The following is a 23,789-nucleotide window of genomic DNA, read 5'->3' on the forward strand; positions in this document are numbered from 1 at the left end:
CTACATTGGAAGCGCTTTCAAGGGAAGCCGCTTTTTCAATCAGGCGATCAACTGACTGACTTCATCGATGGCGCAGATGATGTGGTATAGGGAACTGGCGGGGGCGGGTTCTATTTCGAAGGTGCCATCGGGTTTCATGCGATCGCGATAAAGGCCCACGACTTCGGTGTTGAAGTAGAGTTGTAGGCCCGCGCTGGCTTCTACGGCCTTGACCACAGCCGTACGGCGCGCCTCATCACTGTCGGCCGATTGAGCCAGCGCGGTATAGGCCTTCATGCGTTCTGTCTGAGACCATAGGCGTGCCTTGGCATCCTTGACAGAGAAGTCATCCCACAATTCAAAGATGGTCACATTGCGCTCTGGATCCGTGCCGGCGTCTTCGGCTATCTCGATAAGGCGCGTGGCGGTTTTCATATATTTGGCGTTGCCGGATATGCGCGACCAACGAATAAAGAGCCATGCCCACTCAAACTGATGGCCGGGTTCGATGATTCGCCCCATTTCCCCCATCATCGGGTTCCAGTCGCCGTCGAAGAACTCACGCAGGGAGCCATTTTCCGGATGAATGAACTTGTCGATGCACAGATCGGCGATCATCTGGGCAATGTCGTGCCATGTTTTATCGCCACCGGCCTCGATCCAGGCGATGCACGCCTCGAACATGTGCATGTGTGGATTGGTCTTTAGCGGCAAGGTGCGGGGGTTTGATTCCTCGAAGCCGCGGACCGGATGGGAGTAGGTGGCGACGATCGTGTCGCGGATTGCTACGGCGGCATATTCGAGTGCGCGGTCCTGTGGGCGCACGCGAAAGGCTGAGGCATAGGCGAGCATGGCGAAGGCGTGGTCATAAAAATCGAATTCGCCTCGCACGACTGTGCCGTCGGGCTTTAGAACGGCATACAGCATACCCGACTGCGGATTACGCGCCGGCCCGTTCAACCAGGCAAGACCCTGATCTACGGCCGCCGCGGTTTCGCCGGTATAACCCATGCGCTGGGCCAGAGCGTAGGAGAATACCTGACGGGCCGCCACGCGTGTGCGCCGGTTGATATCGTCGGGCGTGGTGTCGAGATTGAGTTTTTCAAAAAAGCCGCCTTTTTCGCGATCACCGCCCTTTTCCCACCAGATAGGCAAGGCGTGATTGAACAGCCATTGGCGCAGGTCGTGCTGCTTGATGTGGAGGCTCTGGGCGATGTCGGTCATAGGGATATCTCGAAAGATGCAGAAGAGGTGCCGGCTTAGGTCGGAATTCGTAAAAATGCAGTTCGGTTTGAGGCAGTATGGTCGCTATATTCTCTTTATTAGGAGGTTATCGCCACCGCATCGAAAAAAAATCTAACGTCAGGCCATGGAAATGCTTTATCGCTCGTATTCCTCTGAAGGGCTGAAGCATTCATGGCTAGTAAAATCATTCCGATAATAATGTCAGGCGGTTCCGGCACTCGGCTGTGGCCCCTGTCTATTCCTGCGGCGCCTAAACAATTTCATGCCTTGGCGACGCCGAACACGATGATTCAGGAAACGGCGTTGCGACTGGGTGGCGAAAATTATATGGCACCTGTGGCGATTTGCGGCGCAAGTCATTCTAGCCTCGTTAACAAGCAATTGGCGGTTATTGGCAAGGTTCCGCAAGCGGTGATTCTCGAACCGTTCGGCCGCAATACGGCGGCGGTTGCCGCCATTGCAGCCTTGAGTGGGCGCGAAATCGATCCTGAGGCTCTGGTTCTGCTGGTACCGGCTGATCATGTCATTACCAAGCCCGACGCCTTCCATGCAGCTGTGGTGGCAGCCAGCGAAACAGCCCGGACACGCATTGTCACCTTCGGCATCAAGGCGGCGCATCCTGAGACCGGCTTTGGCTATATCGAACGTGGTGAGACTTTGTCGGATGGCATTTTCGCCATCAAAAAGTTCTGGGAAAAGCCTGATCTCGAAACAGCGCAGCGCTACGTAGAGGGGGGGCAGCACGACTGGAATGCCGGCATCTTCCTGTTCTCACCCCAGGTCATGCTGGAGGAATTGAGCCTTTATGCGCCTGAGGTTTTGGCCGCCTGCAAGGATGCTTACGACAAGGCCCGGCGCGACGGCGCGATTATTCATCTCGATGAAGAGGCGTTCGGCCAGGTTCCGTCCATCAGCGTCGACTATGCGGTCATGGAAAACACTTCCCGCTCGGCGGTCGTTCCGTGCGACATCGGCTGGGCGGATGTTGGCGGCTTTGCCGAATTGTGGCGGTTGGGGGAAAAGGATGAGCGCGCGAATCACGTCACCGGCGAAGCCATTTTGATCGACGCTCAAAATTGCTTGGTGCATAATTCTGGACCAGTGGTTTCGATTATCGGCCTCTCCGATATCATGGTCATTTCCACGCCGTCGGGCATATTGGTGGCGCCAATCTCCCGCGCGCAAGACGTCAAGCTGGCCGCAGAAGCCGCCAAGCAGCGCAAAGAGCGATGACTTTTGAGGAGTGATGCCCGGTTGATTCGGGTATTGCCATATCGTAAGGAAACAAAGACGGATTGCTGCGATGCAAATAGTAGAAATGGGGATTTAGTGAAAAAAATATTGGTAACCGGCGGAGCCGGCTTCCTGGGATCTCATCTATGCGAGCGCCTGCTCAGCGCGGGCCACGAGGTTCTGTGCGTCGACAACTTTTTTACCGGACGACGGCAAAACATCGCGCATCTGATAGCAAATCCAAATTTCGAGATGTTGCGGCACGACGTCACCTTCCCACTCTATGTGGAAGTCGACGAGATCTACAATCTGGCTTGCCCGGCGTCTCCGGTTCATTATCAATTTGATCCGGTTCAGACCACGAAGACGAGTGTCCTTGGGGCTATCAACATGCTGGGACTCGCCAAACGTACAAAGGCGAAAATCCTTCAGGCGTCGACCAGTGAAATCTATGGTGACCCAGAGGTCCACCCGCAGACGGAAAGCTATTGGGGGCGTGTCAATGTCCTTGGGCCGCGGGCTTGCTATGATGAGGGGAAGCGGTGCGCGGAGACTCTCTTTTCGGACTATCATCGTCAGCATGGCGTGAAGATCAAGATCATGCGGATTTTCAATACCTATGGACCACGCATGAACCCGGAGGACGGGCGTGTTGTGTCCAACTTCATCGTTCAGGCCCTACGCGGGGAGCCGATTACACTATATGGTGAAGGCACACAGACCCGCAGTTTCTGTTATGTCGATGACCTGATTGAGGGCATGATTCGCCTGATGAATAGTCCGGACGACGTAACCGGCCCCATAAATATCGGAAATCCGTCGGAATTTACCATGCGGGCGTTGGCGGAAAAAGTCATTGAACATACGGGCGCGCAGGTTGACCTCGTTCATATGCCGCTGCCGGCTGACGATCCCCGTCAAAGACAGCCTGATATTACCCTTGCGAAGGCCAAGCTTGACTGGCAGCCAACCGTTTCGCTTGACGAAGGATTAAGGCGCACAGTTGATTATTTCCGCCGCACGCTTTAAGGCGATGATAGGTGACATTGGCTATTTCGCCGCCAGAAAAAAGACACAAACCAATTGGCCGGATCGTTGCTAAGTCCGTTATATTGCTATATTGTTTCTCACATCCGGAGGTAGAGGTTGTAAAAAGGGGCCGAATTGTGTCGACCTTTTTGCTATGCTGACTTTCGGGGAAAGCCTCATCGTCGATGGCTTCCGTGCAACTGCGCAGTTCGTTTCGCTGGGGGGCGAAGTGGGCTGCGAAGGTGTCGTCTTGGCGCACTTTGGGGGGCGCCGAGACGATCGCACGGTATGGTTCGACAAGAGAGCGATATCTGCCGGCAACCTATCCTTTTCGGGTTCAGGGCTTTTTTATTGCAGTGGCAGCCTTAAGACTCTAGAACATTCTTATTAGATGAGGGTTAGACAGGTTCGCATGGGAATTCGCTTATATGACAGCGCATGGGTCGTTGTAGAAGGCCTGGAGCAACCGCTGCAGGTTCGTAAAGATCCACGCAATCCTGCCGCCTTCAATGTCGGAGATCATCAGTACGATATAGACGGACGCCCGATTAAAAACCTGGATCTTGTGCCGCGTATAACGGCTATTCATAGCTTGCAGTCGGCACGTGAGGCCGGGCTGCGGATTCATTACGACGGTAATGCTGATCCCGCTATTTAATTTCGAAAAATAAATTCATAATTCTTTTCAATAGCTTATTGTTTATTTTTGGAGCTGGAAATAATTTTCAGAAAAATTGACCCTGTACGTATGTGGTCTTAATCTGGGGTTCTTACTTCAGATACGGATGTGTCATGCCTCAGGTCGCTTTCGGACGTTATACCGCCGCCGATATATTCCATCGTTTCATTATGGACGAAGCGCTGCCGGGTGCAGGTCTGCCGGCGGACGTGTTCTGGGCGGGGCTGGCGGATTTGCTCAACAGGTTCAGCGAACCCAACGCCAGGCTTTTGCAACATCGCGATCATCTGCAAGATCAGATCGACGCCTGGCACGGGGCTAATCCGTTCGAGCCAGCGGCATACAAACGCTTTCTTGCGGACATCGACTATCTGCGGCCGTCACCAGCACCCTTTTCAGTTGCGACCCAAGCGGTCGACATCGAAATCGCCGACTTAGCCGGGCCGCAACTGGTCGTTCCGGTCTCGAACGCTCGGTATGCCCTGAACGCCGCCAATGCCCGTTGGGGCAGCCTGTATGACGCCCTCTATGGCACCGATGCATTGGCCGCTGTTATCACGGGGGATTATGATCCAGATCGGGGTGCGGCCGTTAGGCGCCAGGCTAAGAGGTGGCTGGACGCATTTGTGCCGTTACATGGCCTCAGCCATGCCGACGTCACCGCCTACAGGTGTCAGGATGGCCGCCTGACGGCCGACGGTGCGCCGTTGCAAACCCCTGCTCAGTTTGTTGGTTTTAACGGAAGCGCCGACCAGCCGAGTTCGATCCTGTTGTGTCACAACGGTTTGCATATCGACATCGTCATCGATCGGAACCATGCCATAGGTCGCACCGATCCGGCGAGTGTTGCCGACCTCATCGTCGAGGCCGCCTTATCCGCCATCATGGATATGGAGGATAGTGTCGCTGTGGTCGATGCCGCTGACAAGGTTGTTTGTTACCGTAACTGGCTGGGCCTCACGACCGGGAGATTGACGGACGTCTTTTCCAAGGCGGGCCGCCCCGTGACGCGTCGTCTGAATGCGGACCGGGTCTATATGACGCCGGACGGCGGGCAACTCATACTACCTGGCCGCAGTTTGATGCTCAGCCGCAATGTTGGCCTGCATATGTATAGCGACACGGTCCGCGATGCAGAGGGTAAGCCAGTTCCGGAAGGCCTGATCGACCTGATGGTAACAGCCCTGATCGCTCGCCATGACGCCGGAACGAACAGCCGCGCGGGATCTGCCTATATTGTCAAGCCCAAGATGCATGGGCCGGATGAGGTGGCGTTCGTCGTCGATACCTTTGCCTTCGCCGAACAGGCTCTCAATTTGCCGGCTCAAACACTGAAGATCGGCCTCATGGACGAGGAGCGCCGTACGACGGTCAATCTGGCGGCGTGTATTGCGGCGGCCAAAGACCGTGTCTTTTTTATCAATACCGGCTTCCTAGACCGGACGGGTGATGAAATTCATACCTCTATGGCAGCGGGACCGGTGATGCGAAAAGGCGATATCAAGGGGGCGCCGTGGATCAAGGCGTATGAAGACGCAAATGTCGACATAGGATTGGCATGCGGTCTGCCCGGTCATGCCCAGATTGGCAAGGGCATGTGGGCAGCACCTGACCATATGCATGATATGTTGGCGCAGAAAATCGGCCATCCGCAAGCCGGCGCGTCCACGGCCTGGGTGCCGTCACCAACGGCGGCTACCTTGCACGCCATGCACTACCATCTGGTCGATGTGCATGCGCGTCAGACTGAAATCGCTGGACGAACACCCGCCTCACTGGACGACATCCTGACGCCACCCTTGCTTGATCGCGCCCTGTCCGCGGCGGAGATCGCGGAAGAGCTGGACAACAATCTCCAGGGTATATTGGGCTATGTTGTTCGCTGGATCGACCAGGGGGTAGGGTGCTCAAAGGTGCCAGATATCCACGATGTGGGGCTGATGGAGGATCGCGCCACTTTGCGGATTTCCAGTCAGCACGTTGCCAATTGGCTGCGTCATGGCTTGGTAACCGAAGCTCTGGTGCAGGAGCGTATGCGTCACATGGCTGGTGTGGTTGACAGTCAAAATGCCGATGACCCGGTGTATCAACCCATGGCGCCGCACTTTGACGGTTTGGCTTTCCAGGCGGCTTGTGACCTCGTGTTTAAGGGATGCGCCCAGCCTAACGGTTATACCGAGGCGATTTTGCATGCCTACCGTGCCAGAGCTAAATCAGGCCAGCAAGTGACCGCCGATCAGGCTTGAAATGCGGGCGGCGGTGTCGCGCACCTGGCGGCCGAGGTCATTTAGACGTTCGGGTGTAATGCGGCTCGACGGCCCTGATACGGATATGCCGGCGTGCGCCTCGCCAAACGCGTTATAGACCGCCGCGGCCACGCACCGCATGCCGGGGTTGGCTTCCTCGTCATCGACAGACCAGCCCTGTTGGCGGATATGGCTCAGTTCGTCGTGTAGCCTGTCGGGATCGGTTATAGTTTTGTCCGTCAGGCGCAGCAGAGGACGTTGCAGAAACTGTTTGAGGCGCGCGTCAGGCATTTCAGCGAGTAACGCTTTGCCGATGCCGGAGGCGTGCAGGGCGCGCCGTTCCCCGATGCGGAAGCAGGCGCGGATGGGTTCGTGACATTCAATCTGCGATACGAAAACAACTTGGAAATCGTCGAGCAAGGCCAGATTGACCGTTTCTCCCGTCACTTCCATCAATTCGATCATCGCGGGCCGTCCTGCGATCAAAATCTGGTTCCGGCGTTGAAAGGCCATACCGATACGAAGGGCCTCGATGCCGATCGACCACTTTTGCGTCGCCTCATCGTGGGCCACCAAGTTATGAGCGGCCAGGGTGCCAAGCAAGCGATGTGTGGTTGAAGGGGGCAAGCCGGTTGCCTCTGAAAGCTCTGTCAGGTTGAGGCCATCGTGGTCGGACAGTGATTTCAGTATCCCAAGCGCCTTTTCCAGCGACTGATTTGTCTTGGTGTCTGACAGGTCCTCACGCGGACGGCCGCGCGGACGGCGCTGCGGCTCAGTAATGACTTTCATCGTGACGAAGGACTTTCTAAGGTGCGTCGCTAATTATAAAATATTGAAAAATATCTTATCGATTCATAGATACATTGAACGTGCAAGGTAGCATTCGCTCGGCAAAAATGAAAAATATTTCACGTTGACCAGCGATTGCTTCTGCGCCTACGCGGGTTTCATATCTTCGGCCTTAACCTTGGGCCCTATGCCCCCTGTACCCTTAGTCCGCCCACAGTGGCTGGGCCGTCTTAGTTTTATAAAATCCTTATATCTAGGCCGCACTGTTGCCATGTTGCGGTGCAACAACATAAAATTGCACGGTTGAGAACGGAGCGCATCTTATGGCATATATCGGGCATGAAACGCCGCTTGTGGTTTGGCGTGTTAAGCTAATTATCTGGAAAATTGCCGGTTTTTTGGCTAGCCGTATGGGTTTACCTGCGCCAAAGCCCTTGTATCGCGTTAAAAAAGTACGCCGTCACTATTATCAGCAATAGTGGCAAGCGACGCGGTTGGCATCTGTCGCATAACGCGTTCATTTCGAGTGTCTTGCCAGATGAGCGTCCGCAAGGTCTAGCTTTTTACGTGCTTTTTATCCTAAAGCGTCACCACACCTTTAGAAACACACCCTAATACAATTTGTCTCGCTGCCAGCGCATTGCCGTCCGGATCAGGTTCGGCAAGTCGCTGTGTTCCGGCGTCCAGTCTAACATTCCGCGGATTTTACCAACATCGGCCACCAAAGCGATTGGATCACCGGTTCGACGAGGTCCAAAGCTGTGCGGCACCGGTCGTTGCATAACCTGTTCGGCTGTTTGCAGCGTTTCGAGGACAGTCACGCCTTCACCTGTCCCGACATTGAAAACCTGGCTGTCGCCACCGGCGCGCAGCCGCTTTATCGCTGCGACATGGGCATTTGCTAGGTCGACGACGTGTATATAGTCACGGATCGCGGTGCCATCCTTCGTGTCATAATCCGACCCAAAGACGGTCAACGGCTTACCGTTTCCTAACGCGGCCTGGCAAATCAGTGGAATGAGGTGCGTTTCCGGTACATGGCTCTCGCCGATTTCGCCATCGGGGTCGGCGCCGGCGGCGTTGAAATAGCGCAAGATTGTGTATTGCAGGGGGTGTGCGCCGCTCATCCAGTGCAGCGCCTGTTCAAAGGCCACCTTGCTTGCGCCATATGGATTTATGGGCAGAAGCGGATGCGTTTCCGGGATGGGCGAGGTTTGAGGTGTGCCGTAGGCCGCTGCCGTGGAAGAAAAGACCAGCGCATCAACGCCGCCTTCGATGAGGGCTTCAGTAAACGCCAGGGCAGCGCCAACATTGTTATCATAATATTTGGCGGGTTCGCGCGTGCTCTCGCCGACCAGGCTGAATGCGGCAAAATGAATGGCGCTCTTGATATCATAGGTTTTTATTGCATTGAGAACGGCAGCTCTGTCGCGCAGATCCGCATGAATGAGCGGCCCCCACTTCACCGCAGATTTGTAGCCGGTAACCAGACTGTCAAGTGTTACAGGCAGGTATCCCGCCTTATGCAGCGCTTTGCAGGTCTGTGCGCCAATAAAGCCGGCGCCGCCAGCAACCAAAACAGCCTCAGTCATGGGAACCCTGAATTAAGTACGTAGAGTGTCCCCCACCCGTAAGTGGGATATATCTATCGGGAATATGTCGCAAATGCGAACAGAAAATAGCGGACGGATGTTAATATGTCTTAAGGCCGGCCAACAACGATTTGGCGCGTCCTTAGGGTTTTCGTCTGAGGTTTCGTCAATTTCCTTTCGGGCTTAGGCCTGGTAGTGGCCGCCCGAAAACCTATTGTCGGAACTCGATCACAGCCCCATTAGAGACAACATGAGGAAGGTCGCGAACAGAACGAAATGGGTGGCGCCTTCAATGGCGTTGGTTTCCCCGTCATGCAGATTGATGGCGGCGACGACCAAGGTCAGGAAGGTCATAACGGTTTGGACCGGGGTTAGCGCCATGGTGACGGGATGATTGTTGATCAGGGCCATGATCTCGATGGCTGGCACGGTCAGGATGACGGTCGACAACGAAGCGCCCAGCGCAATATTGACCACCGGCTGCATGCGGTTGGCAAGAGCGGCGCGTAGGGCGGTCAGTATTTCCGGGCTCGCCGAGATGGCCGCCACCAGAATAGCGGCCACAACGGGTGGCACTCCAGTGCCTGTAAGGCCATGGTCCATGGTCTTGGCCATGACTTCGGCTAGTGCGCCGATCAATACCACGCCGACGACCAATAAGGTCCCCGACATGCGCGCGCTTCCCGCGCGATGGTGATTTGTTTCACCGGTTTCGGCATAGGTATAGCTGAAGAAGTAACTGTGCTTTGTTGTTTGTAAGCGCAGAAAGCTGCCATATAGGATCAGCATTATAAAGATGGTGAAGACGGAATAGGCCTGCCAGTGCACGTTCGGAATGAATTCCGGGACAATCATTGAGACGCCCATCCCTGTCAGTATCATGACGATATACGTATTGCCGGAATCGACATTGTACGGCTGTTCGCCGTAACGGAGGCCGCCCAGAATCGCCGCGAGGCCCAATATACCATTCATGTCGAGCATGACTGCCGAATAGATGGTGTCGCGCGCCAATGTTGGAGACGATGTGTGGCTGAGCATCATCACCAGAATGATGACTTCGACCAGGACGGCGGAAAGGGTCAGAATCATGGTGCCGTAGGGTTCGCCGAATTTTTCGGCCAGCACCTCGGCATGATGAGCGACGCGTAGCGATACCATAATGATCGCGACGACCAAGACAGAGGCGGCGATCAGAGAGGCCGCCTGTCCCATTTCAAGGATAGTGTGTTCAAAGGTGAAGGCGATTAGCGCTGTAAGCGCGCCGATCAGCAGGTTCTTTTCTTGTTTAAGCATATGCAGCATAAATTCTTAGACGACAGTGATCAGGCAATTGTCAATATGGCCCGCCTGTTCGTTTGTAGTCCTTCTGGCGTTTCCGTTGACGAGAAGCCTAAGGCCTGCAACCCAGATTGGGCACAATAAAATTATGGAAATACGCGTGCGGAATGAATGTCTTAGAAAAAACTCCGTGCAAAATATAGTGTTGACCAAGGTTTCTTTGGCAGAACTGTCAACGGCAGAGTCCGATACAGGGCAGCCACTAAATATCTGCGGCCAGCGTCATGCGTTTGAAGCTGTTCTGAAATAGAGATGCTGTGGACATTGTCGCGTAGCAATATGCGTAAAATTGGTTGTAGGATCGCCCGGACAAGCTGTTGTGGGATATGGTTTTTCTTGGATTTGGCGCGGTATTGACGCCGTTGAATTTATAGGTGTCAGGAGAGTGTAATGCTAAGCGTCAAGGCCAGCCGGTTCTTACTCTTATGTTTCCGGATCATTTTCGTCCTGCTGTGGCTCGCTGTCTGCATCGTAACCCTTGGGCCCTTTCAGGGCGATGAACGCTTTTTCTTCCTGAGCGATAAGGAAGCCCATGCTCTGGCTTTCTACTGTCTGACCCTATTATTCTTTATGGCGGCGCCAAGAGTCCCCAAGCTCTATATCGGCGGACTTTGTTCGCTTTTTGGAGTGGCAATTGAAATCATTCAAGGACTTACAGGACGAGATGCTGAATTTGCCGACTGGGTGGCCGATTCTTTTGGCGTCGCCATGGCGCTATTACCGCTTATTTTTGCTCGCCTTTATCATCGCCGTATAAGGGGTGACTGGCGACGGGAACGCGCAAAGCGTGGCTAGTTCTGAACGGACGCTGGCAAGGAGAATAAATATACCCGTTGGTTTGCCTGCTATTCGGCGCTCAAATCCGTTTCCATTGCACTCGGGGTCATTGGATTGGCGTAGTGATAAATGCACGTATTTGTCCAGGCCTGTACGAAGGTCGTATCATAGGTATCTGTAAATTCGGCTATGACCATCTTCGGCTTTGCGATGACCCGCCTATATTGGCCATACTTCCCTGATCCATCCTTCGTTTTGACTTCGCCACACATGGCTTTTGACCCGTCAGCGAGTACAAATACCTCGATGTTGTTAAATATGGCGTTCTTTGAGTTTGGTAGATTTTGCTTAACCAGCCTCTCAAGCTGAGACTGGGCCGGATCCCTTTTTACAATTGCAAAATAGCCTATCGTGCCAGCTGCGGCCGTAAGCCCCAAGAATGTCAATATGAGCGGCGCATTGCTCCAAATTATCGGCTTCATTGAAGGTATCGCCCTGTGTCCCAAAACCCGCACGCTCATAATACGCCTATTAAGCGTATGCACCCCACGCAGTGCAATATAGAAATGTCTATTGAAGACATTTAGGCGCGCGCGCAAGGGCAGTTAACGAATAGTTGCGGGAATATAGAAGCCAGTCCATGTCTGGACATCGGCGTCAACGTCGCCCATAAGTAGGTTTAGTGCGTCCGTAGAATTGGCGCCACGTAATCCCAATCGGCGACTGGATCGTGCATTCACAGCTTTTGCACACGCGCTAACCGATGGAGAATGGACGGTATGAAAATACTTTTCGCGAACGGAAACGGTTATCCACCTCAAGAGAATGGAGGCATGGAAAATAGTACGGCCGCGCTGATTGCGCGCTGTATTTCCAACGGCAACGACGCGGCCCTCACTTGCCAGCTTTACGGTGGAGGGGCGTTTGGGCTTGGCGCAAAATTCCAGATGAAGCTCTTTAGGCGGAAATTTGCTATCGACCGGCGTATGGGGCATCTAACGATGCGTTCGTGGGACGTGGCAGGCTCAGCAAAAGACGTGGTGTCCTATTTCCAGCCTGATATTGTTCTTGCGCAGGGTAATGGCAGCGTAGCTATTGCGCGCGCTATGGAAGCGCAGGGCGTCGCAACCGTGCTTTATTTTCGGCACATGGAATACGAGCTTTTAGGCGGTAATCCGGGCAGCTTGCGCAACACCTCTTTCATTGCAAATTCCAACTACACGTCAGACTTTTATCAAAAAATTTCGGGTGTTCGAAGCGTCGTTATTCCGCCCATGATTGAGGTGGAGAAGTATGCCACCGATGGCCCAAAGGACATGATTACCTTTATCAACCCCAATATTGAAAAGGGCTATGAAACGGCTTTGGCTATTGCCACGGCTTGTCCGGAGGTCCCGTTTCAATTTGTCGAAAGCTGGAGCTTGCCAGACGAGCGCGTGGATCTTATCAACCGGGATATTGCAGGGCTGCAAAACGTAACCTTGGTCCGCCGCTCCAACGACATGCGGGATATTTATGCCCGGACGAAAATCTTGCTGGCGCCCAGTCAATGGGAGGAAGCGTGGGGGCGGGTTGCGTCCGAAGCGCATTGCAGCGGGATTCCTGTTATAGGATCCGATTGCGGCGGACTTGGGGAGGCAATAGGGCCGGGTGGAGTGGTAATCTCACGAGATGCACCGATCGAAGATTGGGTACGATCCGTAAAACTGATATGGAGGGATGTAAACGTTTATGAGCAGCTGTCTGCGCGTGCCCTCGAATATGCGCGACGTGAAGCGCTTAATCCGGCCTATCAGTATGGTCAGTTGATGGAGGTGGTCGCGGCGAAAAAGGTGGCGTGTCAAGCTGAATAATAGCCGTTGGGGAGTAAATACCCGACGATATCCGCGTGCCTGTGCGCCGAGTCTAAAAGATGAGTTTCGCGACAACTACCCAAAAAATGCCACAGAAGACAACGACGCCGGCCAAGACGAATTTCGCCGGATATTTAGGGCCAACGTCGGGCTCTGGCAGGCTGGCGAATTCTTGAACCAACTGCTGCTGCATTGTTTGCACAGCGGAGACATTCCCAATATAAGCTTTGGCGTCGCTCACCATTGCCAGATGGGGAGGCTCGTTGACAGAGGCTTCGCCGGTCAAAGTGGTGGTATCTACATCGTGGTCAAAGCTTACGGCGGATTTTGCGACGCTTGGCATACTGATCTTTTCTCTTGTTTGGATAATGGAGCATACCTATCAATGCTTAACGCTGGAGAAAAATGTAAGGTTAACTCTTAAACATCTGTTTAATGGGCTGCGGCCGTTTAAGAAATCGCCAGTCCATGCAACGGCAAGCGCCCACTGAAAACGGGGGCGATGTCGGCCGTAAACGCACTCATAGGCGTGTCCAGATTTTCAACTTTAAAGATTAAATTGGCGGTCTTGTCTTGAATCGACCTATTTCCCGCCGTCAGCGTTTTGTGACCTAAGGTTTTAAAGCGTCTCGAGAGGCACTGTCTGGGTCGGGTATTGTGCGTGTCTGTTGCCGTCGAGAAGGTAGCGAAGTGGTCGTGTGCCCGAATCCGCTTTCTTTTTTGGCAAGATCGCCGATGCCTTATCTATCAAGATGTCTGTGCTGATCTCGATAAAATGTGTCGGACTTGTAAGCATTTGTTTGAGTGCGTTGCCCAGGCCGTCGCCTTTCTTTATGTCTAGGACGGTTCTAAGCCTGTATTTTCGGGCAGAATGGTCTCTGTGCCGGCTAATCGCCTTGACAGCTTGTGAGTGCAGATTCGGCATTTCAATGAGTGCATCGTCTATTTGAACCAGAACGAGATGAGCATGGGTTTTGGGGGTGCTGCTCAGAGAGTTTGTTCGTTCGATTGCGACATAGCCGCAGTGACTGGTGACGTAAAAACTCGCGCCGTGGCCCAAGCACCGACTGTATAAATCGTAATCCTCGCCGAAGTTTACGCCTTCGAGGTAGCGAATGCCGTGATCGTCAAGGAACTGCCGTCGCATAACGGGCTTTAAGAATCCGAGCTCCGCCTTCGGTCGAAACAGTCGGGAGATGTTGGAGGTGACGAAGTCTTCCAGCGTAATTTTTGTAAAGCTCGGATCAAATTTCTGGATGTTCAGTTCTGTACGGTCCAAAAAACCGTCTTCAGGAACGAAACATATATTGTCGGCGACTAAGTCCCAATTGGTCAGGGTCTCAAAAACTTTGAAGCGATTAGGTAAGAAAAAATCATCCGAATCCAGCACCGCGATGAATGGTGCTGTGCTGTTCTCTATGGCCACGTTGCGGGCATGTGAACAGCCACGATTTTCGGTGAGTTGAATGATCTTTAACCTGCCTGACCTGTCGTCGGCGGTGCGCGCTACGCCCACAGTATCGTCCGCGGAAGCATCATCTACGACGATGACCTCAGTAACCCCCTCCTGTTTCAACGCCGAAGAGACTGCTCTGAAAATAGTGCTTGATGCATTATATGAGGCTATGATGACGGCAATGTTCATGGCTGGTATTTTTGCATGCTTTCAGCTACGTCTGCAACTGCTCCGTATAACGGTCTATATTAGGGAGTGTCTATAACGGATACTTGAAAAATGCTGCCAAAAAAGGTTGCCAGCGATATTCGGGCTGCTAACTTGGCTGTGAGCGCGTCGCGGTCCTGCCTTATCCGGGAATTGTGGTTTTTTCAGTAAAGGCGCCCAATCGGTTTTTCATCTCGCCAAGACGCATGTTTCGGCTTAGATACGCTTGCCAATGATCACGCCACGCTAAGGCCGGAATGCATAGGGGCACAAAGGGCTATTTCTTATGATAGGATGGAACAGAAGGTGGGCGACGCAAATTTGTTCCCATGCGCAAGTCTTTTAGCGTAAACAAGTCTTTTAGCGTAAATTAAAACAATCCACTCGCTAAATTCGCTTTATATTTCGACTTTATTATCTAATATCAGATCAATTCAATCTCCTCCGTCCCCGATAACAGACTTAATAAATGACCGACGACGTGCACGTATCAATCTGCGTCTGTACCTATAGACGTGAACATGTGCTCGTCACTCTGACGTCACTGTCAACGCTCGAAATCAAAGATGGATGGAGGATGAGGATTATTGTCGCTGACAACGACGTGCGGCCGACAGCGCAGGCGACAATCAGCGATCATGCCGCCGGTCTCAACCTTAACCTGACCTACCTGCACGCGCCGGCTCATAATATTTCAGTTGCGCGCAATGCATGCCTTGATGAGGCGTCCGGGGGCTACTGTCTGTTTGTAGATGACGACGAAACGGTCACGCCTGGGTGGCTGAATGCAATGATTTCCCAAGCTAGAGCATCGGATTCTGCCGTTGTTCTGGGGCCGGTGGAAGCCGTATATCCGGATACTGCACCGGATTGGATAAGGGCTGGCGATACGCATTCGACCTATCCGGTGTTCGTGAAGGGAATCATTCATACAGGTTACACCTGCAATGTTCTGTTGAACCTTGCTGCTCCGAGTATCGTTGGGCGTCGCTTTGATCTCGGACGCGGCAAGAGTGGCGGTGAGGACACGCACTTCTTTTACGGTGTTTTCAAGGATGGCGGGAAAATCACCTATGCGCCCTCAGCCGTTGTCAGGGAGCCCGTACCGGTGGATCGAGCCAGCTTTAGTTGGTTGGCGCGGCGGAAATTTCGAGCCGGACAAACACATGGTCGGTTGATCGTCGAAACGCTTGCTCCATCGCTTCCGCGCAAACTCTCGATTCTGGGCGTGACCTTTTCAAAGGCACTTTTTTGCGCGTGCGCAGCCGTGCTCAGTAGCTATTCTCGCCCGCGTTTCAATAAAAGTCTGCTAAGGGGCTTGTTGCATCTTGGCGCAATAAACGGCCTTTTTGGCGGTAAAGAAATTGTCCAGTATGGACAGGAAGAGAATAGATGACCGAGTTGCCAACTTCGAGGCTGCCGCAGCTCAACGCGACCTCGTCCGCGGAAGATCCGGCCGTCGACTCTGAATACGCGCAAATTACGTCTGGCCACGGACGTAAGGCGGCGTTTGGAGCGGTGTGGAGTTCGATCAATAGTTTCGCGCCAGGCATGATCGGCATGGCGGTCTTCATGGTCTCGTCCCGCTACCTGCATCCCGTCGAGTTTGGCCTGATTGCTTTTGCAAATAGCATTACCAGCTTTGCCAATGCTTTTGCACCTGCCGGGTTCGGCGATGCGCTTGTCCAGCGCAAGGAGCTGGTCAAGAAGCATCTGGATGCGGTGTTTTGGCTATGTCTTGGATCGGCCATCCTGATTTACTTCATTCTGGTCGGGGCCGCGTGGCCTATTTCGATGCTGCTCAACGAAAAAGAGCTGGCGGTTCTTCTTCCGGTGGTCGGGCTGAAGGTGATCTTCGACCTGAGCAATTGTGTCCCGAGCGCGATTTTGTCCCGGACAATGTCGTTCCGGGCCATGGCAATTCGCACCACAGCGGCCTCGGTTGTTGCCGCCGTCTTGTGCATAGGCATATTGTTGATGGGTTTCGGGATATGGGCGCTCGCCTTGTCTCAGTTGGCCTCATCGATCGTGTCCTTCGCCGGCACGATTTTGTCAGTGAAATGGAGGCCTGGGTTCGACTTTGATCGATCCAAGATAAAAGAGTTGGCCCATTTTGGCGTGTTCGCCTCCGCGAGCCGCATGTTGACCATGCTAAATCTTGACCAAATTCTCATCGGAAGCCTTATCGGGACCTTAGGACTCGGTCTTGTCAGCTTTTCCACGCGCATTACAAAGCTGATCGCCGACCTGATACCTGGCCCGATAGGGACGGTCGCATATCCGTTGATGGCGTCTCTGCAAGACGATCAAGCGAAAGGCAAGAAGCTGTTTTTGGACCTGACATTTGCCACCAATGCAATAGTTCTCCCCGCATTCGCAGGCATTGCGCTTGTTTCGAATGAACTCATTCCCTTGCTGTTTGGGGAGCATTGGAGAACAGCAATAAGTATAGTGCAACTATATTGTGTTATCGGCATATTCGACAGTCTCCTTCCCTTGCAATCTGCCGTCATACGTGGGCACGGAAAGGCGAAGTGGTGGATGTGGTATAATATATTCGATAGGGCTGCTGTTGCATTAACCGTTCTCTTCAGTTTTAAATTTGGTATTATGGTATTCAGCTATGGTTTGCTTGCCAAATCCATAATCTTTTCTCCCGCATTGCTGGTATTTGCGTTTAAACTTATAGACATGAAATTAAAAGACTATCTTACAGCCGTCTCCGCACCTTTGATCGGCGTTGCTTTGATGGTGGTTGCGGTGGCTGTGGCGAGCTATGTCTGTGGCGACCTCAATGCGATATGGAAATTGCTCATTGAAATTGGCGCTGGAGCTTTGATTTATAGTGCTGTGATGTTGGTTTTTGCCCGAAATCGTCTAATGGGTTTGGTCGAATTCGCAAAGCGTCGAAAATGAATACGCAGTCCGCTGAGCTCGCCCGCGACACGGTTGTAGTTGACACCTGTGTTGCGGATGCGAGATGAGTACAAGTGTGGCAGCCGAAGGGACCAGATAAAATGAAGGTGACCAGCAACTTAGCGGATATCGCTGATGGATTAGAGCGGACCGCGCGAGGGCCTTTGGTTCTGCTGTTTTACGATGGCTATGAGCGTAAGGTTATCCCCGGCTTTGGTGGGGAGCTAATATCACAATCACTACGTCTCGCCAGATTCTTGAAGCGCAGCGCTATGCGCCAGCAGGTGAGAACAGGCTTTTATACAGCCTTCCTTGGTCTTGTGAAAAGCCTCGAAGCTGTAGGTTGCGATATTCGCATCAATGACTTTGCCGCGGCGCGTCGTCGCCCCGGCTACCCCATTGGACTTGCGGGATATCCGACGGTCATTTCGAAGGTTGACCTGCCCAATCCTGTGATCTTGGGCCCAGGGGATCCCGGGTTGCCGCCGGCGGCCGCGCGGACAATCCAAGACCCAAGGTTCAAGAAGATAATTCAGCCATCGGATTGGATATCCGACATCTATGTGCCCTTGTGTGGCGACAAGGTTCTGACGTGGTTTGCGGGCATAGACACGGGTGATTGGCCCGATTACGCAAACGAGCCCAAGACGGTTGACTTTATCGTCTATGATAAAATTCGGTGGAACAGAGACACGCAAGTCCCCGCTGTGCTTGACAGAGTTACGCGACGTTTGACGCAGGATGGGCGTTCGTTCACCGTGTTACGTTATGGCGCCCATCACCATTCCGAATTCAAGGCGGCGTTGAAGAAGTCCAAGGCGTTGATTTTCTTGTGCGAACATGAAACCCAGGGGCTGGCCTATCAAGAGGCCCTGTCGGCGAATATTCCAGTCCTTGCGTGGGATGAAGGCAAGATGATCGACCCGGTCCTTCATCCTTATCTTCTTGAGAACACTGAGGTCTCGAGTGTTCCGTATTTTAGCGACGCGTGCGGCCGCCGGTTCAAGATCGATCAGTTCGAATCGGTCTATGAGGCGTTCTGGCGTCTGCTTGGCACATTTCAACCGCGCAAGTATGTTGAAGACACCTTGTCCTTGCCAAAGGCAGGGGAAATTTACCTTAAGGCCTACGCGGAGTTGGCGCGGCGTTAGGCTAGGCTGGCCTGTGCGACGGCGTGTTGCGCAGACGAAAAGTCAGGCGATCACAACCGGAATTGAAGTTATATGAAGATCGCATATTTTGTGCACGACCTGAGCGACGCGGCGGTTTTGCGTCGGATTACCCTTTTCAAATGGGGGAGTGCCCAGGTCAAGGCGCTGGGGTTTTACAGGAGTGAAACGCCGCCGAGCAATTCCCTGGATTGCGAGGTTGTACCACTGGCCCGTACCTATAATGCGAAACTCCTGAGCCGCGTGTTTACGACGTTGCGCTTTTGCCTCAATCGCACGGCGCTGTTCGCGCAGGTGAGAGACGCCGAGGTCATGGTTGCCAGGAATCTTGAAATGCTGCTGCTCGCATTTTGGGTACGCGAGCTTTTTTCCACAAAGCCACCCTTGGTCTATGAGTGTCTGGACATCCACCGGAAGATGTTGGGGCAGGGGCTTGTCTCGAGAAGCTTGCGGGCTTTGGAGAGATTTCTCCTGAAGAAAACCAATGCCGTAATCGTAAGCTCTCCGGCATTCAGAGATATCTATTTCGTTGGGATGCAGCAGTATGAAGGACAGGTGCGACTGCTCGAAAACAAATGTCTGGAAACGGTTGGCGAACCGCGCGTTTCGATGCAATCAAACGACCAGCCGCCCTGGACGATAGGCTGGTTCGGGGTCTTGCGGTGTGGGAAAAGCCTTGAAATATTGATGGATCTGGCCCGACGTATGCCGGGGATTGGTGTGTTGATTGCCGGAAAGCCCGATCTGGGACAGGTCGGAGATGTTGGCGCCCGAATTGCGGACATTCCCAATATGCGATTTACCGGCCCCTATGCGCCCAGTGATTTCCCGAAACTTTACGATCAGGTCCACTTCACCTGGGCGATCGACTATTTCGAAGAGGGGTTGAACTCAAGCTGGCTGCTTCCCAACCGGTTGTATGAAGGGGGCATCTGCGGATCGGTGCCGATTGCTCTGGCGTCGGTTGAAACCGGCGCTTGGCTGAAGTCCAGGCATGCTGGGGTCTTGCTTGATGACCCGGCGACAGAGTTGCCCACCTTCATCGAAAGCTTGACGTCCGAGACCTATAGGGAATTGCACCAAGCCAGCATGAGCATTCCTTATGCCGATCTTGCCTTTACGCACGCCGAAGCGCGCGCGATCGTACGGGAGTTGAGATTATGAAGGCCGTCGACGCCCCGCGTAAGGGGGTTCTCCTTGTCATCCCGACCCTGAATGAGGCTGATCACATAGGCGGTCTCATCGAACGCTTTTGTGGAGGTGAAAAAGCCTATGTCGATCTGGTTGTGGTGGCCGACGGCGGCAGTGACGATTCAACCGTAAGCATTGTCCAATCCCTGATGGAGACCTATCCATCGCTTAGATTGTTACATAATGAGAAACGGCTTCAAAGTGCCGCTGTCAATTTGGCTGCCGCCGTGTATGGCGAAGACTACCGCTTTATGGTCCGGATTGATGCGCATGCCGGCTATCCGCGACACTATGTGAAAAACCTTGTGGAAGCCGTAGCGCGGTCATCGGCGCAGTCCATTGTGGTTCCTATGACCACCGCAGGCCAGCATTGCTTTCAGACGGGCGTGGCGGCCGCTCAGAATTCAGTTCTGGGCACGGGCGGGTCCGCACATCGCCATGCGGGAAAGAGTCTGTTTGTGGATCACGGCCATCATGCCCTTTTTGACCTCGTGTGGTTTCAAAAAATTGGCGGTTACGATGAAACCTTCAGCCATAATGAAGACGCCGAATTCGACACCCGGCTCAGACTGCTGGGCGGCAAGATCTGGCTGGACGGCCATAACGGCATCACCTATTTTCCCCGTCGGGATCCGGTCAGCCTGTTTAAGCAGTACTATAATTATGGACGGGGCAGGGCGCGAACCGTCGCCAAGCATGAACTGCCTTTGAAATTGAGACAGTTAGGACCCGTTTGCATTCTTCCGGCCGTTTTGTTCGCGGGCCTGACGCCGCTCGTCTGGTGGGCCTGTATTCCTATGGTGTTGTGGGTCGTGGCCTGCCTGGGTTTTGGGTCCTATATCGGCTTCCGACAAAAAAGGGCATGCGCCTGGTTTGCTGGCCCGGCAGCGATGGTCATGCATTTCGCCTGGTCCGCCGGATTTCTGGCGCAGCGGTTACGTACGCCAAACTTGTCGCGTGGGCGATTTCTGAAGGCATGGGCCTTACCAGGGGCGTGTGCACTCACGGTCTTAACCGGTCTTGTGGTGTCCAGCGGCAATGTAAACCTGCAGGCATTTGCGCTTTATGCTGTGCTTGCGGCTTTGTCATGTTTGGCCTGGTGCGTGAAGCTGACCGAAACGCCGCCCATTTGTCTGCGCAGAGAGTTGCTGCCTGTTTTACTGAGTGCCGCGTGTCTGGGGCTGGCCGTTGTGCTTCCCGCTGTCATCACCGTGTTTTTCGCGCCCTCAAGAACGGCGTCTATCGCCGTGGACCCTTCCACTCTATGGAGCGAGTGGATCAAATTGGGAGGGCTCGCCGCCGCATTCGCGCTAGGCTTCCGCCTCTCGACGTCGGACGGTGAGGCGAAGAAGTTTGGCGACATTTTCCTGCTGGCTGCCGGCGCCTGGGCATTGGTGGCGATCATCGGCGACATATATTCGCTTGGTCCTTTCGGCACTGACCATGAGGGAGCCTCTGGGCGCCTGGCGGGCGCCTTTAGTTCGCCAAACAGCGCGGCCACCTTATTGGGCTTCTGTAGCGTTCTGGCGCTCGGTCGCTTGGTTTCGCGGTACGTGTCTTCAAAGGGCCGAAGCGTTTTACACCGCATAAAGCCCTATTATTTGTGCCTGCTCATTTTGTTTTGGGTTGGCCTTGTTATGACCTTATCGCGCGCCGGCGTCATGGCGACAGTTATCGCCTCGATTGCAACCTTAGTCTATATGTTATGGCGCAAAGCCAAGGTACAATGGGCGGTGGCGGCGGGGGCCGGCATTCTCGTTCTTGCTGCCGTCATTTTCCATGATCCCCTTACCGAACTTGTCGCGCGTATGGGGCAATCGGGGGATGATGTCGGCACGCGCTCTGTTATATTCAACGCACATTGGCAGATTGCGCTTGAGCAGCCCTTATTTGGCTCGGGGCTCGGCTCCTTTAATACGGTCAACAATTTGATAATCGAACGGGGGAATTATCCCGCTCTGTCGATTATCCGGGCCGCCCACAATGTGTATTTGCAGTGGTTTGAAGAAACGGGCCTGATTGGCGTGGCGGCCCTCCTGTCCTTGAATATAGCTATACTCGCCCCAATGGTTAAGGCTGCCCGAACCCGGGGCAGCGCCGGTCGTCGCGTGGCGGTCGTCCTGTTTGCATATATCGTGGCTTTGCTACACGGACTTACGGATTTTGGTTTGCAGGAACCGGTGATTGCCGCATTCGTCGCATTGATTTTGGGCAGTAACCTTGCCTTAGCGACAAATCAAAGAAAATAGTGTTAGCGTTAAGATAGGTAAATCGTCTCAAAATGGCACAAATCATCTTCGGGACCGATTTGTGACCTCTTACGATGAGCTTCGTCGATCTCGTTTACGCACGTAGCATATGGCGCCGGAGGTCGCCGCACATGCCGCAGGCGAGGTCGCGTCGGGACTGTTAACGGCTTCGTGACCGCGTGCAATTGTGCATTGCGGGGGCGCCAAAGAGACAGCTATGACAATTATCACGCATTTTTTTTGAGCCCGATCAGGGACATTTCGGCGCAGTTTATAAATTCTCTGTAATATTTAGTCTGGCCGGACCTGTTCTTTGGGTTTATATCTATTTGACTTTGTGCAACTTTTAACGCTGCTACCGAAAAATTTTGAACTGGTACGGCTCTTGCACAAGGAGATATCGAGAAATTGTCGATCCTTGTTCGGCATATTTGTTGCATTGCAAAAAAATAATTGACAAAATAATCAGTCAGGAACGTAGATGTATTGCATCGGACAGGTCCGGGAATTTAAAGATGGATTGGATAAAGGCAGGAACCATGGGATCGAAAGTCATCATGCCATCTTCGTCTTTTGAGATGGTCCACGAACGTCGCCGCAAAGAGAGAGGGCCGTCACGCACCTCATCGCGTACCGCTGGAAAGTTGGTTATACGCGCGCTCGATATTGTCTTGAGCCTATGCATCCTCTTTTTCACGCTGCCGATCCTCGTCCTCGCAGGACTGCTGGTTAAGTTTCAGGACGGCGGTCCGATATTTTACGGGCAGGTCCGAATTGGGGAAAACGGCAAGACCTTCAAGTGCTACAAATTCCGCAGTATGCTGGTTGATGCCGACGCCCGATTGAAGCAACTTTTGGAAACGTCCCTGGAAGCGCGCTGTGAGTGGGAACGCGATCACAAGCTTAAGAACGATCCGCGGATCACCCAACTTGGACGCTTTATGCGTAAGACCAGCCTCGACGAGTTTCCGCAAATCTGGAACGTGTTGATGGGTGAGATGAGCTTGGTTGGCCCCCGTCCCATCGTGCAGGCCGAAGTCAAGAAATATGGCAAGTCTATCCGCCATTATGCGTCTGTTCGGCCGGGCATCACCGGGCTATGGCAGGTCGCCGGCAGAAACGACGTAACCTATTCGCGCCGCGTGGCGATGGATCGCCTGTTTGTACGCAAGACCGGCGTGGTGACCTACTTCCACATTCTGGTTATGACCTTGCCGGCCGTCCTGCTCCAGCGTGGGTCATACTGACCCCTTCAGCGATGGTCGTAGCTGATCACCCGGAGGAGCTGCCAGTTGCCGCTCTTTTTGCTCCACACCATCGTGAAGCGCGCTGTCGCATCGAGATGTTTGCTGCCATCGGGTTTTACCGAATAGATGCGGTGTAGGCCTGCCTCGATCGCATCTTCTGGCGGTGCCGCGTTGACAATCAGTGAGGACGCATCCAGTTTGCGGCGCAATTTGATGCCTTCCGCGCAGCGCTGGCCGAAGGCGGTCAGCACGGCATCGCTGTTCTTGACGGGCTGGTTGTCCTGATAGAATTCCAGGTTCGGGCTCAGAGACGCTGCGTAGGCAGCGGTGTCGCAGCTGTCGTAGGCAGCGAAGTTCTGCTCATCCGCCGTAGTTATTTCCGCGACAAGCTGATCGTGAGACATAAGCCCCGGCGCTGGCGTAAGGTCGAGCACGGCGTTCACTCGGCTGCTTTGGCGGTGCCGACGATGTGCCCCGCCTTCTGGTGCAGAGCGAAGATGATGCCGCCGCCTCCCTCTATGCGAAACGACATCTCATCACCCGCCCAGGATAGGCGCAAGGCGGTCTATGGCCGAACCAACGCCACCAGTC

General features: G+C 53.7%; 20 protein-coding genes. 12 read left to right on the forward strand and 8 right to left on the reverse strand.

Translation table 11 applies throughout. The features are described 5' to 3' along the window. Positions 1 to 39: 39 nt before the first annotated feature. Entirely contained in the window at positions 40 to 1,203 is a 1,164-nt protein-coding gene (locus AEAC466_RS42830; RefSeq protein WP_023460180.1) for an AGE family epimerase/isomerase, read from the reverse strand. A 192-nt stretch (positions 1,204 to 1,395) separates the two neighbouring features. On the opposite strand from AEAC466_RS42830, the gene AEAC466_RS42835 reads away from it, so the two are divergent. The 4 genes from AEAC466_RS42835 to AEAC466_RS42855 all read left to right on the forward strand — a co-directional run bounded on the left by AEAC466_RS42835 (position 1,396) and on the right by AEAC466_RS42855 (position 6,411). Next, on the forward strand, positions 1,396 to 2,457 hold the full coding sequence (locus tag AEAC466_RS42835) for a mannose-1-phosphate guanylyltransferase/mannose-6-phosphate isomerase (RefSeq protein ID WP_031239616.1): 1,062 nt from the start codon (positions 1,396 to 1,398) through the stop codon (positions 2,455 to 2,457). 96 nt (positions 2,458 to 2,553) lie between these two features. Beyond that, positions 2,554 to 3,486: a UDP-glucuronic acid decarboxylase family protein gene (locus AEAC466_RS42840; RefSeq protein ID WP_031239617.1), complete on the forward strand. Its 933-nt coding sequence runs from the start codon at positions 2,554 to 2,556 to the stop codon at positions 3,484 to 3,486. Between the two features lie 412 nt (positions 3,487 to 3,898). Then, complete coding sequence (locus tag AEAC466_RS42850; RefSeq protein WP_023460184.1) at positions 3,899 to 4,144, forward strand: hypothetical protein; 246 nt, start codon at positions 3,899 to 3,901, stop codon at positions 4,142 to 4,144. A 134-nt stretch (positions 4,145 to 4,278) separates the two neighbouring features. Beyond that, the gene (locus tag AEAC466_RS42855; protein ID WP_023460185.1) at positions 4,279 to 6,411 is read left to right on the forward strand and encodes a malate synthase G; all 2,133 of its coding nucleotides are present in this window, start codon (positions 4,279 to 4,281) and stop codon (positions 6,409 to 6,411) included. Here the strand turns inward: AEAC466_RS42855 and AEAC466_RS42860 are convergent. The 3 genes from AEAC466_RS42860 to AEAC466_RS42870 form a co-directional block, all read right to left on the reverse strand. Beyond that, positions 6,379 to 7,200, reverse strand: coding sequence for an IclR family transcriptional regulator (locus AEAC466_RS42860; RefSeq protein ID WP_023460186.1), 822 nt, complete (start codon positions 7,198 to 7,200; stop codon positions 6,379 to 6,381). The two genes, AEAC466_RS42855 and AEAC466_RS42860, sit on opposite strands and share 33 nt — an antisense overlap. A 611-nt stretch (positions 7,201 to 7,811) precedes the next feature. After that, positions 7,812 to 8,792 (reverse strand): UDP-glucose 4-epimerase GalE, encoded by a 981-nt coding sequence (gene galE / locus AEAC466_RS42865; RefSeq protein WP_023460187.1) that lies wholly within the window; start codon positions 8,790 to 8,792, stop codon positions 7,812 to 7,814. Between the two features lie 228 nt (positions 8,793 to 9,020). After that, the gene (locus AEAC466_RS42870; RefSeq protein ID WP_235074371.1) at positions 9,021 to 10,088 is read right to left on the reverse strand and encodes a calcium:proton antiporter; all 1,068 of its coding nucleotides are present in this window, start codon (positions 10,086 to 10,088) and stop codon (positions 9,021 to 9,023) included. A gap of 435 nt (positions 10,089 to 10,523) precedes the next feature. Here AEAC466_RS42870 and AEAC466_RS44685 point away from each other — a divergent pair, with 435 nt between their 5' ends. Beyond that, positions 10,524 to 10,928 carry a VanZ family protein gene (locus AEAC466_RS44685; RefSeq protein ID WP_023460189.1) on the forward strand — a complete coding sequence of 135 codons (405 nt, stop codon included), beginning with the start codon at positions 10,524 to 10,526 and terminating at the stop codon, positions 10,926 to 10,928. A 50-nt stretch (positions 10,929 to 10,978) separates the two neighbouring features. Here AEAC466_RS44685 and AEAC466_RS42875 read toward each other — a convergent pair whose 3' ends face one another. After that, positions 10,979 to 11,392, reverse strand: a complete 414-nt coding sequence (locus AEAC466_RS42875; protein WP_023460190.1) for a hypothetical protein — start codon at positions 11,390 to 11,392, stop codon at positions 10,979 to 10,981. Positions 11,393 to 11,743: 351 nt separating this feature from the next. Here AEAC466_RS42875 and AEAC466_RS42880 point away from each other — a divergent pair, with 351 nt between their 5' ends. After that, positions 11,744 to 12,763 carry a glycosyltransferase gene (locus tag AEAC466_RS42880; protein WP_023460191.1) on the forward strand — a complete coding sequence of 340 codons (1,020 nt, stop codon included), beginning with the start codon at positions 11,744 to 11,746 and terminating at the stop codon, positions 12,761 to 12,763. Positions 12,764 to 12,815: 52 nt separating this feature from the next. On the opposite strand, the gene AEAC466_RS42885 is transcribed toward AEAC466_RS42880, so the two are convergent. Together AEAC466_RS42885 and AEAC466_RS42890 are read right to left on the reverse strand one after the other, a co-directional pair. After that, positions 12,816 to 13,106 carry a hypothetical protein gene (locus tag AEAC466_RS42885; RefSeq protein ID WP_023460192.1) on the reverse strand — a complete coding sequence of 97 codons (291 nt, stop codon included), beginning with the start codon at positions 13,104 to 13,106 and terminating at the stop codon, positions 12,816 to 12,818. A 276-nt stretch (positions 13,107 to 13,382) separates the two neighbouring features. Further along, positions 13,383 to 14,408, reverse strand: a complete 1,026-nt coding sequence (locus AEAC466_RS42890; RefSeq protein WP_023460193.1) for a glycosyltransferase family 2 protein — start codon at positions 14,406 to 14,408, stop codon at positions 13,383 to 13,385. A 487-nt stretch (positions 14,409 to 14,895) separates the two neighbouring features. Between AEAC466_RS42890 and AEAC466_RS42895 the strand changes: the two genes are divergently transcribed. From AEAC466_RS42895 to AEAC466_RS42915, 6 genes are all read left to right on the forward strand, one after another. After that, entirely contained in the window at positions 14,896 to 15,822 is a 927-nt protein-coding gene (locus tag AEAC466_RS42895; protein ID WP_023460194.1) for a glycosyltransferase, read from the forward strand. Then, entirely contained in the window at positions 15,819 to 17,342 is a 1,524-nt protein-coding gene (locus AEAC466_RS42900; RefSeq protein WP_023460195.1) for a lipopolysaccharide biosynthesis protein, read from the forward strand. Before AEAC466_RS42895 ends, AEAC466_RS42900 begins: the two co-directional genes overlap by 4 nt. Positions 17,343 to 17,443: 101 nt before the next feature. Then, positions 17,444 to 18,493 (forward strand): glycosyltransferase, encoded by a 1,050-nt coding sequence (locus AEAC466_RS42905; protein WP_052025210.1) that lies wholly within the window; start codon positions 17,444 to 17,446, stop codon positions 18,491 to 18,493. A 72-nt stretch (positions 18,494 to 18,565) separates the two neighbouring features. Further along, positions 18,566 to 19,675 carry a hypothetical protein gene (locus AEAC466_RS42910; RefSeq protein ID WP_023460197.1) on the forward strand — a complete coding sequence of 370 codons (1,110 nt, stop codon included), beginning with the start codon at positions 18,566 to 18,568 and terminating at the stop codon, positions 19,673 to 19,675. Next, positions 19,672 to 21,951 carry an O-antigen ligase family protein gene (locus AEAC466_RS44805; RefSeq protein ID WP_023460198.1) on the forward strand — a complete coding sequence of 760 codons (2,280 nt, stop codon included), beginning with the start codon at positions 19,672 to 19,674 and terminating at the stop codon, positions 21,949 to 21,951. The genes AEAC466_RS42910 and AEAC466_RS44805 overlap by 4 nt, the downstream gene beginning before the upstream one ends. Before the next feature lie 539 nt (positions 21,952 to 22,490). Beyond that, a complete protein-coding gene (locus AEAC466_RS42915; protein ID WP_023460199.1) occupies positions 22,491 to 23,198 on the forward strand; it encodes a sugar transferase in 708 nt (235 codons plus the stop codon). Positions 23,199 to 23,203: 5 nt separating this feature from the next. Here the strand turns inward: AEAC466_RS42915 and AEAC466_RS42920 are convergent, their stop codons facing one another. Continuing rightward, the gene (locus AEAC466_RS42920) at positions 23,204 to 23,632 is read right to left on the reverse strand and encodes a nuclear transport factor 2 family protein (RefSeq protein WP_155913905.1); all 429 of its coding nucleotides are present in this window, start codon (positions 23,630 to 23,632) and stop codon (positions 23,204 to 23,206) included. Positions 23,633 to 23,789 lie beyond the last annotated feature (157 nt).

Source organism: Asticcacaulis sp. AC466 (genome assembly GCF_000495815.1).
Classification (GTDB): Bacteria; Pseudomonadota; Alphaproteobacteria; order Caulobacterales; family Caulobacteraceae; genus Asticcacaulis.

Bases quoted from the DNA above. Each gene is read 5' to 3' on its own strand.
- galE (WP_023460187.1), bottom strand. From the start codon at position 8,792: ATGACTGAGGCTGTTTTGGTTGCTGGCGGCGCCGGCTTTATTGGCGCA.
- AEAC466_RS42900 (WP_023460195.1), top strand. From the start codon at position 15,819: ATGACCGAGTTGCCAACTTCGAGGCTGCCGCAGCTCAACGCGACCTCG.
- AEAC466_RS42910 (WP_023460197.1), top strand. From the start codon at position 18,566: ATGAAGATCGCATATTTTGTGCACGACCTGAGCGACGCGGCGGTTTTG.
- AEAC466_RS42855 (WP_023460185.1), top strand. From the start codon at position 4,279: ATGCCTCAGGTCGCTTTCGGACGTTATACCGCCGCCGATATATTCCAT.
- AEAC466_RS42860 (WP_023460186.1), bottom strand. From the start codon at position 7,200: ATGAAAGTCATTACTGAGCCGCAGCGCCGTCCGCGCGGCCGTCCGCGT.
- AEAC466_RS42830 (WP_023460180.1), bottom strand. From the start codon at position 1,203: ATGACCGACATCGCCCAGAGCCTCCACATCAAGCAGCACGACCTGCGC.
- AEAC466_RS42850 (WP_023460184.1), top strand. From the start codon at position 3,899: ATGGGAATTCGCTTATATGACAGCGCATGGGTCGTTGTAGAAGGCCTG.
- AEAC466_RS44685 (WP_023460189.1), top strand. From the start codon at position 10,524: ATGCTAAGCGTCAAGGCCAGCCGGTTCTTACTCTTATGTTTCCGGATC.
- AEAC466_RS42880 (WP_023460191.1), top strand. From the start codon at position 11,744: ATGGAAAATAGTACGGCCGCGCTGATTGCGCGCTGTATTTCCAACGGC.
- AEAC466_RS42905 (WP_052025210.1), top strand. From the start codon at position 17,444: ATGAAGGTGACCAGCAACTTAGCGGATATCGCTGATGGATTAGAGCGG.
- AEAC466_RS42835 (WP_031239616.1), top strand. From the start codon at position 1,396: ATGGCTAGTAAAATCATTCCGATAATAATGTCAGGCGGTTCCGGCACT.
- AEAC466_RS44805 (WP_023460198.1), top strand. From the start codon at position 19,672: ATGAAGGCCGTCGACGCCCCGCGTAAGGGGGTTCTCCTTGTCATCCCG.
- AEAC466_RS42890 (WP_023460193.1), bottom strand. From the start codon at position 14,408: ATGAACATTGCCGTCATCATAGCCTCATATAATGCATCAAGCACTATT.
- AEAC466_RS42895 (WP_023460194.1), top strand. From the start codon at position 14,896: ATGACCGACGACGTGCACGTATCAATCTGCGTCTGTACCTATAGACGT.
- AEAC466_RS42875 (WP_023460190.1), bottom strand. From the start codon at position 11,392: ATGAAGCCGATAATTTGGAGCAATGCGCCGCTCATATTGACATTCTTG.
- AEAC466_RS42885 (WP_023460192.1), bottom strand. From the start codon at position 13,106: ATGCCAAGCGTCGCAAAATCCGCCGTAAGCTTTGACCACGATGTAGAT.
- AEAC466_RS42915 (WP_023460199.1), top strand. From the start codon at position 22,491: ATGGGATCGAAAGTCATCATGCCATCTTCGTCTTTTGAGATGGTCCAC.
- AEAC466_RS42870 (WP_235074371.1), bottom strand. From the start codon at position 10,088: ATGCTTAAACAAGAAAAGAACCTGCTGATCGGCGCGCTTACAGCGCTA.